The sequence below is a fragment of the Vogesella facilis genome, assembly GCF_042648525.1.
Taxonomy (GTDB): domain Bacteria; phylum Pseudomonadota; class Gammaproteobacteria; order Burkholderiales; family Chromobacteriaceae; genus Vogesella; species Vogesella facilis.
In genome coordinates this window covers 188,687-203,368 of the sequence record NZ_JBHRXN010000036.1, presented here as the reverse complement: position 1 = coordinate 203,368, position 14,682 = coordinate 188,687, and the positions used below count along the sequence as shown (strand labels likewise).

Genomic DNA, 14,682 nt, shown 5'->3' with positions numbered 1-14,682 from the left:
ATGGGCAATCTCTGCCGCTCGCCCACCATGGAGGGGGTGATGCGCGCCCGGCTGCAGCATTACGGGCTGGCGGCGCGGGTGGAGGTGGATTCCGCCGGCACCCACGACTACCACGTTGGCCGCGCGCCGGATCCGCGTACGCTGGCCGCCGCCGCGCAGCGCGGTTACGACCTGTCCGCGCTGCGCGCACGGCAGGTGACGGCGGCGGATTTCAGCGCCTTCGACTACCTGCTGGCCGCCGACCGCGACAATGTGGCCAACCTGGAGCGGGTGCGTGGCGGTCGTGGCGTGGCACCGCAGCTGCTATTGTCGATACTGGGGCAGCCGGCGGAAGTGCCTGATCCTTACTATGGCGGGCCGCAGGGCTTCGAGCAGGTGCTGGACCTGGTGGAAGAGGCCTGCGATGCCTGGTGTCGCCATCTGCAGCAGGTGCTGTAGCACGCCATGTCGTTGTCACAAGAGAACACTATGCCGCATACCAACAAGACACCCGATCTCAAGTCATTGTCGGTGTCGCCCAGCCACTCCGCCGATGTGATCCTGCCGCGGCAGCCGGGCAAGATGGCGCTGGGCCGGCAGCCGTTGATTGCCATCGGCTCGTCCACCGGCGGCACCGAGGCGCTGCGCGTGCTGCTGACCAGCCTGCCGGCCGACATGCCGCCGATCGTCATCACCCAGCATATGCCGGAGATGTTCACCAAGTCGTTTGCCGCCCGGCTGGACTCCTTGTGCAAGCTGACGGTGAAAGAGGCCGAGGATGGCGAGCGCCTGCAGGCGGGTACCGTCTACGTGGCGCCCGGCCATTCGCACCTGCTGGTCAAGTCCACCAATGGCATCGGCTATGCCGCCAGCTTGCACCAGGGGCCGCCGGTCAACCGCCACAAGCCGTCGGTGGACGTGCTGTTCCGTTCTGCGGCCAACGTGGCGGGCAAGCATTGCATCGGGGTAATTCTTACTGGCATGGGGCGCGATGGCGCCATTGGCATGCTGGAGTTGAAAGAAGCCGGGGCGCTGAATATTGCGCAGGACGAAGCATCCTGCGTGGTGTTCGGCATGCCCAAGGAAGCGATTGCCAGCGGTGGCGTGCACGAAGTGCTGCCACTGCAGGGCATCGCCAGTCGTTTGATGGCACTGTGTGCCAACCGCCAGGGGGCTGGCGGCTGAAGGATGGAATCCAACAATAAATGAAACGCTTGCCTGTTTTGGTGGTTGAGGATGATGCCGACCTGCGCGAGGCGCTGGTCGACACCCTGATGCTGGCCGGCTTCCCGGTGGTGGAAGCGGCCGATGGCTCGGCGGCGCTGGAGGTGCTGCAGCGCGAGCCGGTTGGGCTGGTGGTCTCGGATGCGCAGATGCAGCCGATGGATGGCTACCAGTTGTTCTTTGCGATCAAGGATCGCTATCCGGGCTTGCCATTCGTGCTGATGACGGCGTATGGCGTGCTGGAGCGCGCAGTGGAGCTGCTGCGTGCTGGCGCCAGTCACTATCTGCTCAAGCCGTTCGAGCCGCAGCAGCTGATCGCCGAGGTGGAGCGCTTCGTGCTGGAGGCGCCGGAAGTCAGCGCCGATACCCTGGTGGCGGAGTCGCCCGCCATGCGCAAGCTGCTGTCGATTGCCAGCCGGGTGGCGCCCAGCGACGCCAGCGTGCTGATCAGCGGTCCCAGCGGCGCCGGCAAGGAAGTGCTGGCGCGCTTCATGCACCAGTATTCCCGCCGCAAGGATGGGCCGTTCGTGGCCGTGAACTGCGCGGCGATTCCGGACAACCTGCTGGAGTCCACGCTGTTTGGCCATGAGAAGGGCGCCTTCACCGGTGCGACTGCCAGCCTGCCCGGCAAGTTTGAACAGGCGCAGGCCGGCACCATCCTGCTGGATGAGGTCACCGAAATGCCGTTGCCGCTGCAGGCCAAGCTGCTGCGGGTGCTGCAGGAGCGGGAGGTGGAGCGTATCGGCGCGACGCGTACCATCAAGCTGGATATCCGTGTGCTGGCCACCACCAACCGCGACATCCAGGCCGAGGTGGCTGCCGGCCGCTTCCGCGAAGACTTGTATTTCCGCCTGAATGTATTCCCGTTGCAGCTGCCCGGTTTGGCGGCGCGGCCGGAGGATATTCTGCCTTTGGCACGGAAATTGCTGCGAAAGTATGCCGACGCAGTGGGCAAGTCGAATTTGACGCTTGGCAGGGATGCCGAACGAGAATTGACTGCCTATAGTTGGGAAGGTAACATCCGCGAGCTAGATAATGTGATGCAGCGAGCGGCAATTCTTGCCGCCGGAACGGAGGTTTTTGCCGCCGATCTGATGTTGGAATCTGTCTCGCCCGAGCGGCCTGTTGCCTTGCCCGACGACATAGCGGAACCTTCCGCCGTCGAGCAGGCGATGGACATGAAGTCCATCGAAAAAAAGCACATTCTGGATGCGCTGGAAGCCGTTGGCGGAGTCAAAAAGTTGGCCGCAGAACGGTTGGGGATCAGCGAACGCACCCTGCGTTACAAGCTACAGCGCTACCGGGAAGAAGATGGTGAGTCCGCCTGAATTAGGGCGGCAACAGACAGGTAGAAACCAACATGTCTACGCAAGGCATCAACCAGCTGCTGGGCGAACTGAAGGCGATGTCGGTACTGGCTGCCGGCAAGCAGCCCGCAGCGCCAGCCCAGGCGCCGGAGGTTGACTTCTCCTCGGTGTTGCAATCAACGCTGGAGCAGGTCAACCAGGTACAGCAAACCTCCCAGGAGCTGCAAAAACGCTTTGAACTGGGGGAAGAAGGGGTCAACATCCAGGACGTGATGGTGACCATGCAGAAAGCCAGCCTGAGCTTCCAAACCATGGTGCAGGCTAGAAACAAACTGGTTTCGGCCTACCAGGAAATCATGAATACGCAAGTGTAGCCCCGCTGTCCGGCCTGGCCTGCAGCGGTAAACCAATAACGAAACAACCACTGTATGGCTGATCTGGTAGACAACGCTACGCCTGCCTGGAGAGTGCGCGTCAATGAAATGACGGCGCGTTTCAATGCTCTCCCAAATAATCGCAAAATCCTCCTCTTCGCCGCGGTCGCTGCGGTGTTGTCTATTGCCATTGCACTAATGGCATTCAATCGTGAACCCAGTTACAAGATATTGTTTACCGGGCTGGCCGATCGTGACGGCGGCCAGATAACGGCTGCGCTGCAGCAGATGAACATTCCTTATCAGCTGGGTGACGGCGGTGTCATCTCGGTGCCTAATGACAAGGTATATGACGCGCGTCTGCGTCTGGCGTCGCAAGGCCTGCCCAAGGCTGGCGGCGTCGGCTTTGAGCTGATGGACAAGCAGAAGTTCGGCATCAGCCAGTTTGCCGAGCAGGTCAACTACCAGCGCTCGATCGAGGGTGAACTGGCGCGTACCATTGAATCGGTGGCCGCGGTGGACAGCGCGCGCGTGCACCTGGCGATGCCCAAGCAGAGTGTGTTCGTGCGCGACCAGCAGCTGCCGACCGCATCGGTGATGCTGACGCTGCGGGGCGGGCGCATTCTGGATGCCGGCCAGATTGCCGGTATCCTGCATCTGGTTTCCAGCTCGGTCCCCAATTTGCCGGTGGGCAATGTGTCCATAGTCGATCAGGACGGCAACCTGCTGTCTGCCGTGCCGGATCTGAACGGCAACTCCGGCATGGACCGTCGCCAGCTCGCCTATATCCGGCAGATTGAAGCCGACTACGCCAAGCGGGTGGAAACCATCCTCGAACCCATCTTCGGCAAGGGTAACGCCCGTGCCCAGGTAACCGCGACGGTGGATTTCTCCGAGGTTGAGCAGACTTCGGAAACCTATCGCCCCAATTCCACACCTAATCCGTCGGCGACTCGCAGCCAGCAGATCGTCGAGTCGCTGGGCAAAGACGCCAGCCTGCCATCCGGGGTGCCGGGGGCGATGACTAATCAGCCGCCGAACGCGGCATCCGCCCCGCTGACCTTGCCGCCGGGGGCTGCGCCAGGCACGGCAACGCTGTCTGGCTTGCCGATGGGGAATGCCTCCGGCGCGGTGCATCGCGAGATCACCACCAACTACGAAATCGACAAGACCATCCAGCACACCAAGCTGCCGCAGGGCAATATCAAGCGCCTGACGGCCGCCGTGGTGGTGAACTACAAGATGGTGCCGGATGCGAATGGCGAGGCGAAGCCGACGCCGATGTCCGAGCGCGAGTACCAGCAGATTAACAATCTGGTGAAAGAGGCGGTTGGCTATAATCAGGAACGCGGTGACTCGGTCAATGTGGTGAATGCCAGCTTTGCCGAGACGGTGCCGGTGGTGTCGGCGAAAGATCGCCTGGTCGAGTACGCTTCCGAGAATGCCGGCAACCTGGTGAAATACGGCCTGTTGCTGATCGCCGTGCTGTACCTGCTGTTCGGCGTGGTGCGCCCGATCATGCGCGACGTGGTCAAACCGGCACCGCCAGCGCAGCCGGAGGGCGAAGAGGCGGCGGCTGCCAGCGGTGGCCGCTTGCTGGCGGTAGCCGGGGAAGAGGGCGAGGGTATGGGCGCCGCTGGTGGCGAGCAGCCATTTGACGCGCTGGATCCGAAAGAACAGTCGCGTCGTCAGTACGAGACCAATATTCAGGCGGCGCGTGATCTGGTGAAAGCCGATCCGCGCATGGCGGCCCAGATCATAAAAGAATGGATTGCGTCCGATGAGTGATGCCGGTATCCGCCGCAGCTCGGTGCTGCTGTTCAGCCTGGGGCAGGCCGAGGCGATCGAGGTGTTCAAATACCTCGGGCCGAAGGAAGTGCAGAAGCTCAGCCTGGCCATGGCCGGCCTTAGCAACCTCAGCCACGACGAAGTGGAAAAAGTGGTTGGCCAGTTCGAGGAAGAGTACGCCGCCCGGGCCAACTTCGGCGCCACCGACGAATACCTGCGCAATGTGCTGATCGAGGCACTGGGGCCGGACAAGGCGGCCAACCTGCTGGACAAGATTCTGCAGGGCAATGACCACAGCGGTATCGAAAGCCTGAAGTGGATGGACCCGTCCTCGGCGGCGGACCTGATTCGCAACGAACACCCGCAGATCATCGCCACCATCATGGTGCACCTGGACCCGGACCTGTCCAGTGCCATCCTGGCCTATTTCCCGGAGCGGCTGCGCAACGAGGTGCTGATTCGTACCGCCACGCTGGAAGGCGTGCAGCCGCAGGCGCTGCGCGAGTTGAACGATGTGCTCACCCAGTTGTTGTCTGGTTCTGACCGCATCAAGAAGAGCGCCGCCGGTGGCGTGGGCATGACGGCGGAAATCCTGAACTTCCTCGGCTCCAACGTGGAAGCCTCGGCGCTGTCCTACATCCGTGAATACGACCCGGAACTGGCACAGCGCATTCAGGACAAGATGTTCGTGTTCGACAACCTGCTGGAAATCGACGACCGTTCGATCCAGACCATCCTGCGCGAAGTGCAGTCCGACTCGCTGGTGATCGCCCTCAAGGGCACTAGCCAGGAGCTCAAGGACAAGATCTTCCGCAATATGTCGTCGCGGGCGGCGGAAATGCTGCGTGATGACCTGGAGTCCAAGGGGCCGGTCAAACTGTCGGAAGTGGAAGCCGAACAGAAGGAAATCCTCAAGATCGTGCGCAAGCTGGCCGACGAAGGCCAGATCGTACTAGCAAGCAAGGGTGGAGACGAAGGACTTGTCGAATAACAATGTAATCCCGGCCGAGGCACTGGGTCAGTGGCAGTCCTGGCGGTTTGGCGAGCTGGGGGCACAGCCCGAAACGCCGCAGCCAGAGTCGCCGGCAGACATCAGCGAACCCCCTGCAGAGGGGGTTTCTGCATTGGAGCCGCCGCCCGTTGAAGCGGAAGCGACCGTCGACCTGCCATCGCAACTGGCCGAGCCGGAAGAGGCTCCGCCGGCCTACCCAACGGCCGCGGAGCTGGAGGCCATCCACCAGGAAGCCTGGCAGGCCGGCTTCGATGCCGGGCAGCAGGAGGGGCTGCAACAAGGGCGTAGCGAAGGCGCCAGCCAGGCCTTGCAGCAGGCGTCGGCCCGCTTTGCCGAATACTGGCAGCCGCTGTCCGAGCTGCAGCAGGCATTCGAGCAGGAACTGCAGTCGCTGGGCGAGTCGCTGTCCGGCGACGTGCTGTTGCTGGCGGTGGAGCTGGCGGAGCGTATTGTGGCAACTCATATCGAGCTGGAGCGTACGGCCATTCTGCCCCTGCTGCAGCAGGCACTGGATGAGCTGGGGCATGGCCTGTTGCAGGCGAAGGTCAGGGCGCACCCGGAGGACATCGCGGTGATTCAGGCATTTGTCAGCGACGCCTATCCCGGCGTGAGCTGGCAGTGGCTGGCCGACGAAGCGGTGGCGCGCGGCGGCTGCGTGATCGAAACCAGCCAGCGCCGGCTGGATCTGGGCCTGCCGCAACGCTTGCAGACGCTACGTCGCGCGCTGGGAGTGGCTGATGTCTGACATGTTGGCCGCACAGCGCCGCTACCTGCAGGCCTGTCGTGAAGCGGCGGTGCAGGTGCCACTGTGGCAGGTGCAGGGCCAGCTGGTCCGGGTGACCGGCCTGGTGATGGAGGCGGTTGGGCTGCGCTTGCCGGTGGGCAGTGCCTGCAGCGTGGAAGTGGCGCCGGGGCATGTGGTGGAGGCGGAGGTCGTCGGCTTTGCCGAAGAACGGCTGTTCCTGATGCCGTTGACCAATATCCAGGGCCTGCTGCCGGGTACGCCGGTCAAACCGGTGGTGTCGTTTCAGCCGCCGGACTATCAGCAGACGACGGTCCGGGCCGAGCTCAACGGCCCGTTGGGGCGCCAGGTGCCGGTGGGCAGCAGCCTGCTCGGGCGTGTGCTCGACTCGCTGGGGCGGCCGCTGGATGGCAAGGGACCGGTGTTCCCCGATGCCTACTTTCCACTGTACAGCCAGCCGCTGAACCCCTTGCACCGCACCCCGGTGCACGATGTGCTGGATGTCGGCGTCAAGGCCATCAACGGCCTGCTGACCGTTGGCCGCGGCCAACGTTTGGGTCTGTTCGCCGGCTCCGGCGTCGGCAAGTCGGTGCTGCTGGGCATGATGGCGCGCTTCACCCGTGCCGACGTGGTGGTGGTGGGGCTGATCGGCGAGCGTGGCCGCGAGGTCAAGGACTTCATCGAGAACATCCTGGGCGAGGAAGGCCTGGCGCGTTCTGTGGTGGTGGCGGCGCCGGCCGACATGCCGCCGCTGATGCGTCTGCATGGCGCGGCCTACGCCACCGCGCTGGCGGAGTACTTCCGCGCCCAAGGGCTGGATGTGCTGCTGCTGATGGATTCGGTGACCCGCTATGCGATGGCGCAGCGCGAGATTGCGCTGGCCATCGGCGAGCCGCCGGTCAGCAAGGGCTACCCGCCGTCGGTATTCGCCAAGCTGCCGCAGCTGATCGAGCGCGCCGGTAACGGCGAGGCTGGTGGTGGCTCGATTACCGCCTTCTACACCGTGCTGTCGGAAGGCGACGACCAGCAGGATCCGATTGCCGACTCGGCGCGGGCGATTCTGGACGGCCACTTCGTGCTGTCGCGCGAACTGGCCGAGTCCGGGCATTACCCGGCCATCGACATCGAGCAGTCCATCTCGCGGGTGATGGTGGATGTGGTCAGCCGCTCGCACATGGACTCGGCGCGCCGCTTCAAGCAGCTGTTCTCGCGCTATCAGCGCAGCCGCGACCTGATCAGCGTCGGCGCCTACGTGCCGGGCTCGGACCCGATGCTCGACGAGGCCATCCGCCGCCATAACCAGCTGGTCGCCTTCCTCACCCAGTCCATGCACGAGAACGTGGATTTCTCCAGCTGCAGCAATCTGCTGGGCGAAACCCTGGCCGGTTGATGCGGGCCCTGTAAATCATGAGCAAGTTTGAACTGTTACTGCGACTGGCCGGCGATCGCGTGGATGCCGCGGCGGAGCGCATGCGCAAGGCGCAGCAACAGCAAGTGCAGGCGCAGCAGACGCTGCAGCAGCTGGAGGGCTTCATTGCCGATTACCAGCAGCAAATGCTGCACAAGGGGCAGGCGGGCATGTCGGTGACGCAGTGGAGCGACTACCGGCTGTTCATGCTCAAGCTGGATGATGCGCGCGTGCAGCAGCAGCAGGAAGTGGAGCGCAGCCTGCAGCGCTTTGCGGTGGAAAAGCAGGGCTGGCTGCAGGAGCGGCGCAAGCTCAAGTCTTACGAAGTGCTGCAAAAACGCGAGCAAAAGCGTGCCGATCTGGCGCAGAAGCGGCGCGAGCAAAAGACGCTGGACGAGTTTTCCGCACGCCTGAAAAAACCCTGAGCGGGCTGGCACGCAACCTGCTTTATGGTGTCATCCTGACACCGGGGGCGCTCAACATGGCCCATGCAATTTCTCCAGCCAACAAGGCCGTGCCATCTGCCGCAGCTGCCAATTCGGCTACTGCCGGCCAGCCGGCCGACAACAGTATTTTTACCGCGCTGCTATCCCAGCTGCAGCCTGCCGCCAGTACCGCGGACAGCCTGCCGTCGACGCTGGACGACTTGCTGGCCGCTGGCGATGACAAGGCGCTCAGCGGCGATATCGCCGCGCAGCCGGGGGCGGATGTCATGGCGGCGCTGCAGTTGCTGATGCAGGGTTACCAGCAGCAGCCGCTTGCCGCAGAGCGGCAGCAATTGCCAGCAGCGGCAGCATTTGCCGACAGTACCTTGCCGGATCAGGCCGCCATGCCGGCCCAGCTGCTCAACGCCTTGCGGCAACAGAGAGCCGGCGACAAGGTGGCGGCGGGTAAGCCGGAGGCGCCGGGGCAGCAGGGCATCGAGCAGGCGCTGGGCCGGCTGACGGAAGCGTTGCAGCAGCAGCCGGCTACGCCAGCCGCCTCGTTGGCCGCAGATGGTGCGCGGCGCAGCGAAGTGTTGCCGGGCAATGTGCGGCTGCTGTTCCGCCCCGAGCAGCGCAGCGAGGCGAGCGAGCTGAGCGACGAGCAGGCCGTGCTGCCACTGGATGCTAGCCAGAGCATGTTGTCCCATGCGGCCAACAGCCTGCTGCCGCAGCGCGGCAACGACAACTGGCAGGAAATCCGCCAGCCGATGACCGCGGGCAGCAGTGCTTGGCGCCAGGAGTTTGCCGAGAAGCTGGGCAACCTGGTGCAGTTCAAGCTCGATTCCGCAAGCATTAAAGTCTCGCCGGAGCATCTCGGCCCGCTGGATATCTCGATTACCTTCGATCCGCAGGACAAGGCACGGATTTCCGTGGTGGCGGCCAACCATGCCGCACGCGAAATCGTGGAAAGCGGTTTGCCGCAGCTGGGCAAGATGCTGGAGCAGTCGGGCATCCAGGTCGGCAGCGTCGAGGTGAGTTCGCAGTCGCAGCAACAGCAGGCGCGTGATCAGGGTGCGCAGTGGCAGCAGGGCCAGCAACAGGGGCAGCATCGCGGGCAGCAGCAGGAGCCATTCCTGCCGCAGACTGAGCCGGGCATTCTGGCGCTGGGCGGTGATTTGCCGCTTGGCAGCGTGGCGGCCGCCGTTTCCGAGCAATTAAGCATTCGCGCGTGACAGCTTTTCTATAGCAGCCCTGTTCAACAGGCGTGGAAATGGAGAAAATAGTCGAAATAATTTCCCGCTAGCGAGTTGACCAAGAGATGGCAGAAAAAAAGGAAGAAACCAAGGCAGCTGCGGCGTCCGCGCCCGCAGGTGGCAACAAGAAGCTGATCATCATCGTCATCGTGCTGCTGGTGGTGCTGTTGGCCGCCATTGGTGGCCTGGCTGCGTATCTGATCCTGGGGCAGTCGCACGCGCCGGAGGCCGCTTCTGCGGCACACGCAGAAGAAGCCGCGCCAAAGAAGGAAAAAAAGGATGGCCCGCCCATTTTTGAAAAAATGGACTCCTTTGTGGTCAACCTGACCGGCGGGCCGACCGCGCCGATGCTGCAGGTGGAAATGCAGGCGGAGCTGGCGGACGAAGAGGCCAAGAATAACTTCAAGGCCTACATGCCCAAGATCCGCAGTGCGGTGATCCTGCTGCTGTCCTCCAAGAATGAGGAAGAGCTGGCCACCCCGGATGGCAAGGTGAAGCTGCGCGCGCAGATCAAGCGCATCATGAATGAAGCCATGGATGCCGCCGATACCGAACCGGTAGAGGGCGTGCTGTTCACCTCCTTCATCATCCAGCAACAATAAAGCTGAGTCATGGCCGACGAGATCCTGTCCCAGGAAGAGGTAGACGCGCTATTACGCGGCGTTACCGGGGAAGAGGAAGATGATGGTGATTCCGGCGACGGAAGCTCGATACGTTCCTACGACATCGGTCGGCAGGAGCGTATCGTCCGTGGCCGCATGCCGACGCTGGAAATCATCAACGAGCGCTTTGCCCGCAACCTGCGTATCGGCTTCTTCAACTTCATCCGCCGCAATGCCGAAATCTCGGTGGGGCCGGTACGGGTGCAGAAGTACAGCGAGTTCATCCGCAATCTGGTCGTGCCGACCAACCTCAATCTGGTGCACATCAAGCCGCTGCGCGGTACCGGGCTGCTGATTTTCGACCCGGACCTGGTGTTCCTGGTGGTGGACAACCTGTTTGGCAGCGATGGCCGCTTCCACGTACGGGTCGAGGGGCGCGACTTCACCCCCACCGAGCAGCGCATCATCCAGAAACTGCTGGAAGTGGTGTTTGCCGAGTACCAGAAGGCGTGGGAGCCAGTGTATCCGATCGAGTTCGGCTATATCCGCTCCGAGATGAACACCCAGTTCGCCAACATCGCCACCCCGACCGAAGTAGTGGTGGCGGTGACCTTCCATATCGAGCTGGGCGCTGGCGGCGGCGACTTCCACGTCTGCCTGCCGTATTCGATGGTGGAGCCGCTGCGCGACATCCTGTCCAGCACCATGCAGGCGGACCGTACCGAAGTGGATAACCGCTGGGTCAACCTGATGCAGCGCCAGGTGCAGGCGGCGGAAGTGGAGCTGGTGGCCACCCTGGCGCAGGCCAAGATCACGCTGGGGCAGATTCTCAATCTGAAGCAGGGCGACGTGGTGATGGTGGAAGTGCCGGAGAAAATCGTGGCCGATGTCTCGGGCATCCCGGTGCTGTCCTGCAGCTACGGCACGGTGGCCGGCAACTACGCGCTGAAGGTGGAAGAAATCCTGGCCGGGGCGCACGACCTGGCCGATATGCCGAATGGAGAAAACGAAGATGGCTGAAGAACAAGGCTTTGACCCGGATTCCGTTGCCGGCGCCGTGGATGGCGACAGCACCGACGTCATGGACGACTGGGCCGCGGCCATGGCCGAGCAGGAGCAGGTGGATGCCGCTGCTGCCGAGGTGAAGCCGGCCTCCGCGCTGTTCCCAGATTTCTCGGCGGCCGGCGGCGCGCAGTCCGTGCCGCAGAACCTGGACATGATCCTGGATATCCCGGTGCAGCTCACCGTGGAGCTGGGGCGCACCAAGATCGCCATCCGCAACCTGCTGCAGCTGGCGCAGGGCTCGGTGGTGGAACTGGACGGCCTGGCCGGCGAGCCGATGGATGTGCTGGTGAATGGCTGCCTGATCGCCCAGGGCGAGGTGGTGGTGGTCAACGACAAATTCGGTATCCGCCTGACCGACATCATTACCCCGGCCGAGCGCTTGCGCCGGCTGCAAAAATAATCATGCTGCGTATCCTGTTCTGTTTGCTGCTTGCCGCCCCGGCGCTGGCGGCCCCTCCAGCCGAGGGGCCGTCGCCGTTATGGGGCATGCTGCAGGTGATCTTCGGCCTGCTGCTGGTGCTGGCGGCCATTGTCGGTATTGCCTGGCTGTTCCGCCGCTTTTCCATGGGCAGCATGCTGGGCCGCTTCCAGCCGGCGCGCGTGGTCAGCGGCGTGATGGTCGGTCCGCACGAGCGGGTGGTGATCGTGGAACTGGCGGAAGAATGGCTGGTGCTGGGGGTGACCTCCCGCAACGTCAACCTGCTGAAGACCATGCCCAAGCCGGCAGGCCATGATGCCGGCCAGCCTGCGGCCAACCCGCCGTTTGCGCAGTGGTTGGCCGCCGCCATGGACAAGGCCCGCAAGCGCCAGGGAGACGGCGACAAATGAAATGGAAGTTGAGTTTCGGCCTGCTGCTGTCGCTGCTGCCGGCAGCGGTGTGGGCTGCCGGCCTGCCGATGATGACCAGCACCCCGTCGCCGGGCGGCGGGCAGAACTATTCGCTCAGCCTGCAGATGCTGCTGCTGATGACCGGGCTGAGCTTCATCCCGGCCATGGTGCTGATGATGACCTCGTTCACCCGCATCATCATCGTGCTGTCGCTGCTGCGCCAGGCGCTGGGCACCATTCAATCGCCGCCCAACCAGGTACTGGTGGGGCTGGCATTGTTCCTCAGCATCTTCGTGATGGCGCCGACGCTGGACGAGGTCTACAGCAAGGCCTGGGTGCCGTTGTCGGAAGACCGCATCACCTTCCAGCAGGCGGCAGACGAGGCCGCCAAGCCGATGAAGGCCTTCATGCTGACGCAGACGCGCGAGAAGGACCTGGCGTTCTTCATCGAAATCTCGCAATCGCCGCCGCCGGCCACGCGCGCCGACGTGTCCTTGAAGACGCTGGTGCCGGCCTTCGTGGTCAGCGAGCTGAAAACCGCGTTCCAGATCGGCTTCATGGTGTTCATCCCGTTCCTGATCATCGACCTGGTGGTGGCCAGCATCCTGATGGCGATGGGCATGATGATGGTGTCGCCGGTGATCATCTCGCTGCCGTTCAAGATGATGCTGTTCGTGCTGGTGGACGGCTGGACCCTGCTGCTGGGTTCGCTGGTGCAGAGCTTTGCCGGGCGCTGAGGTAATCCTATGACTCCAGAAACCGTCATCAACCTGGTGCAGAACGCGCTGTACGTGCTGATCCTGGTATCGGCGCCGCCGCTGGCGGTGTCGCTGCTGGTGGGCCTGCTGGTGAGCATCCTGCAGGCGGCCACTCAGATCAACGAAATGACGCTGACCTTCATCCCCAAGCTGCTGGCGATGTTCCTGGTGCTGGTGCTGGCCGGGCCGTGGATGCTGACCACGCTGCTGGACTACATGACACGGCTGTTCCAGAGCATCCCCAGCGTCATCGGCTGAACGTGACTGACGCATGCTGACGTTCAGCGATACCCAGATCAGCGCTTTCCTGGCGTATTTCCTGTGGCCGTTCGCCCGCATTGTCGGGCTGATGCTGTCCGAGCCGCTGCTCTCGTCGCGCAGCATCCCGCGCCGCTACAAGGCCGGCTTCGCCCTGATGCTGACCCTGCTGCTGGCGCCGCTGCTGCCGCCGTTGCCGGCGATCCCGGTGCTGTCGGCACAGGGTACGCTGCTGGTGGTGCAGCAGCTGCTGATTGGCATCATCATGGGCATGGCGATGCGCATCGTGATCACCGGGGTGGAAATGGCCGGCTTCCTGATGGGCACCCAGATGGGCCTGGGCTTTGCCATGTTCTTCGATCCGCAGCACTCGTCGCAGGTGCCGGCGGTATCGCGGGTGCTGACCGTGTTTGCCACCCTGATCTTCCTGAGTTTCGACGGCCACCACGTGCTGATTGCCGCGCTGGCGGACAGCTTCCAGACCTTCCCGATCGGCCGCAGCCTGCCGGCCAGCAGCCTGCGCGAGGTGGCGATCTGGGGCGGCAAGCTGTTCAGCTGGGGGTTGTGGATGTCGCTGCCGGTGGTGGGCTGCCTGCTGGTGGTCAACCTGGCCATCGGCGTGATGACGCGCGCCGCGCCGCAGTTCAATATTTTCTCCTTCGGCTTTCCGCTCACGCTGATGATAGGTTTCATCGCGCTGTACCTGGCGCTGCCGCTGCTGGAGCCGGCGGTGAGCCAGACTTACCGCGAGGCATTCGAGTTTATTGCGGCGCTGCTGAAGGAGGCCTAGCTTTTTGCTAGAATGTCGCGTTTGTTATTTTCCCGGTCTGTCACCATGCAGGCCGTAAACCACTGATATACCGAGGCTTTTATGGCTGGCCACAGCAAATGGGCGAACATTAAGCACAAGAAGGAACGCGCCGACGCCAAGCGCGGCAAGATCTTTACCCGCCTGATCAAGGAAATCACCGTTGCCGCCAAGATGGGCGGCGCCGATATCGACACCAACCCGCGCCTGCGTCTGGCGGTGGACAAGGCCTGGGATGCCAACATGCCCAAGGACAACGTCCAGCGCGCCATCGACCGTGGCGCCGGCACGCTGGAAGGCGTGGATTACCTGGAATGCCGTTACGAAGGCTACGGTATCGGCGGCGCCGCCGTGATGGTGGACTGCCTGACCGACAACAAGACCCGCACCGTCGCCGACGTGCGTCATGCTTTCTCCAAGTACGGCGGCAATATGGGCACCGACGGCTGCGTGGCGTTCCAGTTCACCCACTGCGGCTCGCTGCTGTTCGCGCCGGGTGTGGACGAGGACGCGCTGATGGAAGCGGCGCTGGAGGCCGGTGCCGACGACGTAGTGAGCAACGACGACGGCTCGCTGGAAGTGCTGACCCCGCCGTACGACTTCCCGCTGATCAAGGCGGCGCTGGAAAGCGCCGGCTTCAAGGCCGAAGGCGGCGAAGTCACCATGCGCCCGCAGAACGAAACCGAACTGACCGGTGACGACGCCGTACGCATGCAGAAGCTGCTGGACGCGCTGGAGGACCTGGACGACGTGCAGGAGGTGTACACCTCCGCGGTGCTGGAAGACTGATTATCCGCCTGTTACGCAAGCAAAAGCCCGCATCGCCTGATGCGGGCTTTTTTGTTTGACGC

General features: G+C 63.4%; 18 protein-coding genes. All 18 read left to right on the top strand.

From position 1 onward, the window contains the following. Window positions 1-438 carry a low molecular weight protein-tyrosine-phosphatase gene (locus ACFOLG_RS16310; protein ID WP_386093812.1) on the top strand — a complete coding sequence of 146 codons (438 nt, stop codon included), beginning with the start codon at window positions 1-3 and terminating at the stop codon, window positions 436-438. 30 nt (window positions 439-468) lie between these two features. Beyond that, window positions 469-1,164: a chemotaxis protein CheB gene (locus tag ACFOLG_RS16305; RefSeq protein WP_386093809.1), complete on the top strand. Its 696-nt coding sequence runs from the start codon at window positions 469-471 to the stop codon at window positions 1,162-1,164. A gap of 20 nt (window positions 1,165-1,184) precedes the next feature. After that, window positions 1,185-2,531, top strand: a complete 1,347-nt coding sequence (locus ACFOLG_RS16300) for a sigma-54-dependent transcriptional regulator (RefSeq protein WP_386093806.1) — start codon at window positions 1,185-1,187, stop codon at window positions 2,529-2,531. Between the two features lie 32 nt (window positions 2,532-2,563). Further along, window positions 2,564-2,884 carry a flagellar hook-basal body complex protein FliE gene (gene fliE, locus ACFOLG_RS16295; protein WP_386093803.1) on the top strand — a complete coding sequence of 107 codons (321 nt, stop codon included), beginning with the start codon at window positions 2,564-2,566 and terminating at the stop codon, window positions 2,882-2,884. 54 nt (window positions 2,885-2,938) lie between these two features. Further along, window positions 2,939-4,672: a flagellar basal-body MS-ring/collar protein FliF gene (gene fliF / locus ACFOLG_RS16290; protein ID WP_386093800.1), complete on the top strand. Its 1,734-nt coding sequence runs from the start codon at window positions 2,939-2,941 to the stop codon at window positions 4,670-4,672. Further along, window positions 4,665-5,663 carry a flagellar motor switch protein FliG gene (gene fliG / locus ACFOLG_RS16285; RefSeq protein WP_349583118.1) on the top strand — a complete coding sequence of 333 codons (999 nt, stop codon included), beginning with the start codon at window positions 4,665-4,667 and terminating at the stop codon, window positions 5,661-5,663. Before fliF ends, fliG begins: the two co-directional genes overlap by 8 nt. Beyond that, the gene (locus tag ACFOLG_RS16280; RefSeq protein WP_386093797.1) at window positions 5,653-6,429 is read left to right on the top strand and encodes a FliH/SctL family protein; all 777 of its coding nucleotides are present in this window, start codon (window positions 5,653-5,655) and stop codon (window positions 6,427-6,429) included. The genes fliG and ACFOLG_RS16280 overlap by 11 nt, the downstream gene beginning before the upstream one ends. Then, window positions 6,422-7,816 carry a flagellar protein export ATPase FliI gene (gene fliI, locus ACFOLG_RS16275; RefSeq protein WP_386093794.1) on the top strand — a complete coding sequence of 465 codons (1,395 nt, stop codon included), beginning with the start codon at window positions 6,422-6,424 and terminating at the stop codon, window positions 7,814-7,816. Before ACFOLG_RS16280 ends, fliI begins: the two co-directional genes overlap by 8 nt. 17 nt (window positions 7,817-7,833) lie before the next feature. Then, a complete protein-coding gene (gene fliJ / locus ACFOLG_RS16270; RefSeq protein WP_386093790.1) occupies window positions 7,834-8,259 on the top strand; it encodes a flagellar export protein FliJ in 426 nt (141 codons plus the stop codon). A 56-nt stretch (window positions 8,260-8,315) separates the two neighbouring features. After that, the gene (locus tag ACFOLG_RS16265; protein WP_386093787.1) at window positions 8,316-9,491 is read left to right on the top strand and encodes a flagellar hook-length control protein FliK; all 1,176 of its coding nucleotides are present in this window, start codon (window positions 8,316-8,318) and stop codon (window positions 9,489-9,491) included. Window positions 9,492-9,577: 86 nt separating this feature from the next. Further along, a complete protein-coding gene (locus ACFOLG_RS16260) occupies window positions 9,578-10,114 on the top strand; it encodes a flagellar basal body-associated FliL family protein (protein WP_386093784.1) in 537 nt (178 codons plus the stop codon). 9 nt (window positions 10,115-10,123) lie between these two features. After that, window positions 10,124-11,134: a flagellar motor switch protein FliM gene (gene fliM, locus ACFOLG_RS16255; RefSeq protein ID WP_349583133.1), complete on the top strand. Its 1,011-nt coding sequence runs from the start codon at window positions 10,124-10,126 to the stop codon at window positions 11,132-11,134. Further along, window positions 11,127-11,579: a flagellar motor switch protein FliN gene (fliN, locus tag ACFOLG_RS16250; RefSeq protein ID WP_386093780.1), complete on the top strand. Its 453-nt coding sequence runs from the start codon at window positions 11,127-11,129 to the stop codon at window positions 11,577-11,579. The genes fliM and fliN overlap by 8 nt, the downstream gene beginning before the upstream one ends. A 2-nt stretch (window positions 11,580-11,581) precedes the next feature. Beyond that, window positions 11,582-12,007: a flagellar biosynthetic protein FliO gene (fliO, locus tag ACFOLG_RS16245; RefSeq protein ID WP_386093777.1), complete on the top strand. Its 426-nt coding sequence runs from the start codon at window positions 11,582-11,584 to the stop codon at window positions 12,005-12,007. Continuing rightward, on the top strand, window positions 12,004-12,744 hold the full coding sequence (gene fliP, locus ACFOLG_RS16240) for a flagellar type III secretion system pore protein FliP (RefSeq protein WP_386093774.1): 741 nt from the start codon (window positions 12,004-12,006) through the stop codon (window positions 12,742-12,744). Before fliO ends, fliP begins: the two co-directional genes overlap by 4 nt. 9 nt (window positions 12,745-12,753) lie before the next feature. After that, window positions 12,754-13,023, top strand: a complete 270-nt coding sequence (gene fliQ / locus ACFOLG_RS16235; protein ID WP_349583141.1) for a flagellar biosynthesis protein FliQ — start codon at window positions 12,754-12,756, stop codon at window positions 13,021-13,023. A 13-nt stretch (window positions 13,024-13,036) separates the two neighbouring features. Then, window positions 13,037-13,813: a flagellar biosynthetic protein FliR gene (gene fliR / locus ACFOLG_RS16230; RefSeq protein WP_386093771.1), complete on the top strand. Its 777-nt coding sequence runs from the start codon at window positions 13,037-13,039 to the stop codon at window positions 13,811-13,813. A gap of 81 nt (window positions 13,814-13,894) precedes the next feature. After that, the gene (locus tag ACFOLG_RS16225) at window positions 13,895-14,620 is read left to right on the top strand and encodes a YebC/PmpR family DNA-binding transcriptional regulator (protein WP_386093768.1); all 726 of its coding nucleotides are present in this window, start codon (window positions 13,895-13,897) and stop codon (window positions 14,618-14,620) included. The last annotated feature ends 62 nt before the right edge of the window (window positions 14,621-14,682 follow it).

Excerpts from the sequence above, each read along its gene's own strand:
- ACFOLG_RS16310 (WP_386093812.1), top strand. The coding sequence starts at position 1 with ATGGGCAATCTCTGCCGCTCGCCCACCATGGAGGGGGTGATGCGCGCC.
- ACFOLG_RS16305 (WP_386093809.1), top strand. The coding sequence starts at position 469 with ATGCCGCATACCAACAAGACACCCGATCTCAAGTCATTGTCGGTGTCG.
- ACFOLG_RS16300 (WP_386093806.1), top strand. The coding sequence starts at position 1,185 with ATGAAACGCTTGCCTGTTTTGGTGGTTGAGGATGATGCCGACCTGCGC.
- fliE (WP_386093803.1), top strand. The coding sequence starts at position 2,564 with ATGTCTACGCAAGGCATCAACCAGCTGCTGGGCGAACTGAAGGCGATG.
- fliF (WP_386093800.1), top strand. The coding sequence starts at position 2,939 with ATGGCTGATCTGGTAGACAACGCTACGCCTGCCTGGAGAGTGCGCGTC.
- fliG (WP_349583118.1), top strand. The coding sequence starts at position 4,665 with ATGAGTGATGCCGGTATCCGCCGCAGCTCGGTGCTGCTGTTCAGCCTG.
- fliI (WP_386093794.1), top strand. The coding sequence starts at position 6,422 with ATGTCTGACATGTTGGCCGCACAGCGCCGCTACCTGCAGGCCTGTCGT.
- fliJ (WP_386093790.1), top strand. The coding sequence starts at position 7,834 with ATGAGCAAGTTTGAACTGTTACTGCGACTGGCCGGCGATCGCGTGGAT.
- ACFOLG_RS16265 (WP_386093787.1), top strand. The coding sequence starts at position 8,316 with ATGGCCCATGCAATTTCTCCAGCCAACAAGGCCGTGCCATCTGCCGCA.
- ACFOLG_RS16260 (WP_386093784.1), top strand. The coding sequence starts at position 9,578 with ATGGCAGAAAAAAAGGAAGAAACCAAGGCAGCTGCGGCGTCCGCGCCC.
- fliM (WP_349583133.1), top strand. The coding sequence starts at position 10,124 with ATGGCCGACGAGATCCTGTCCCAGGAAGAGGTAGACGCGCTATTACGC.
- fliN (WP_386093780.1), top strand. The coding sequence starts at position 11,127 with ATGGCTGAAGAACAAGGCTTTGACCCGGATTCCGTTGCCGGCGCCGTG.
- fliO (WP_386093777.1), top strand. The coding sequence starts at position 11,582 with ATGCTGCGTATCCTGTTCTGTTTGCTGCTTGCCGCCCCGGCGCTGGCG.
- fliP (WP_386093774.1), top strand. The coding sequence starts at position 12,004 with ATGAAATGGAAGTTGAGTTTCGGCCTGCTGCTGTCGCTGCTGCCGGCA.
- fliQ (WP_349583141.1), top strand. The coding sequence starts at position 12,754 with ATGACTCCAGAAACCGTCATCAACCTGGTGCAGAACGCGCTGTACGTG.
- fliR (WP_386093771.1), top strand. The coding sequence starts at position 13,037 with ATGCTGACGTTCAGCGATACCCAGATCAGCGCTTTCCTGGCGTATTTC.
- ACFOLG_RS16225 (WP_386093768.1), top strand. The coding sequence starts at position 13,895 with ATGGCTGGCCACAGCAAATGGGCGAACATTAAGCACAAGAAGGAACGC.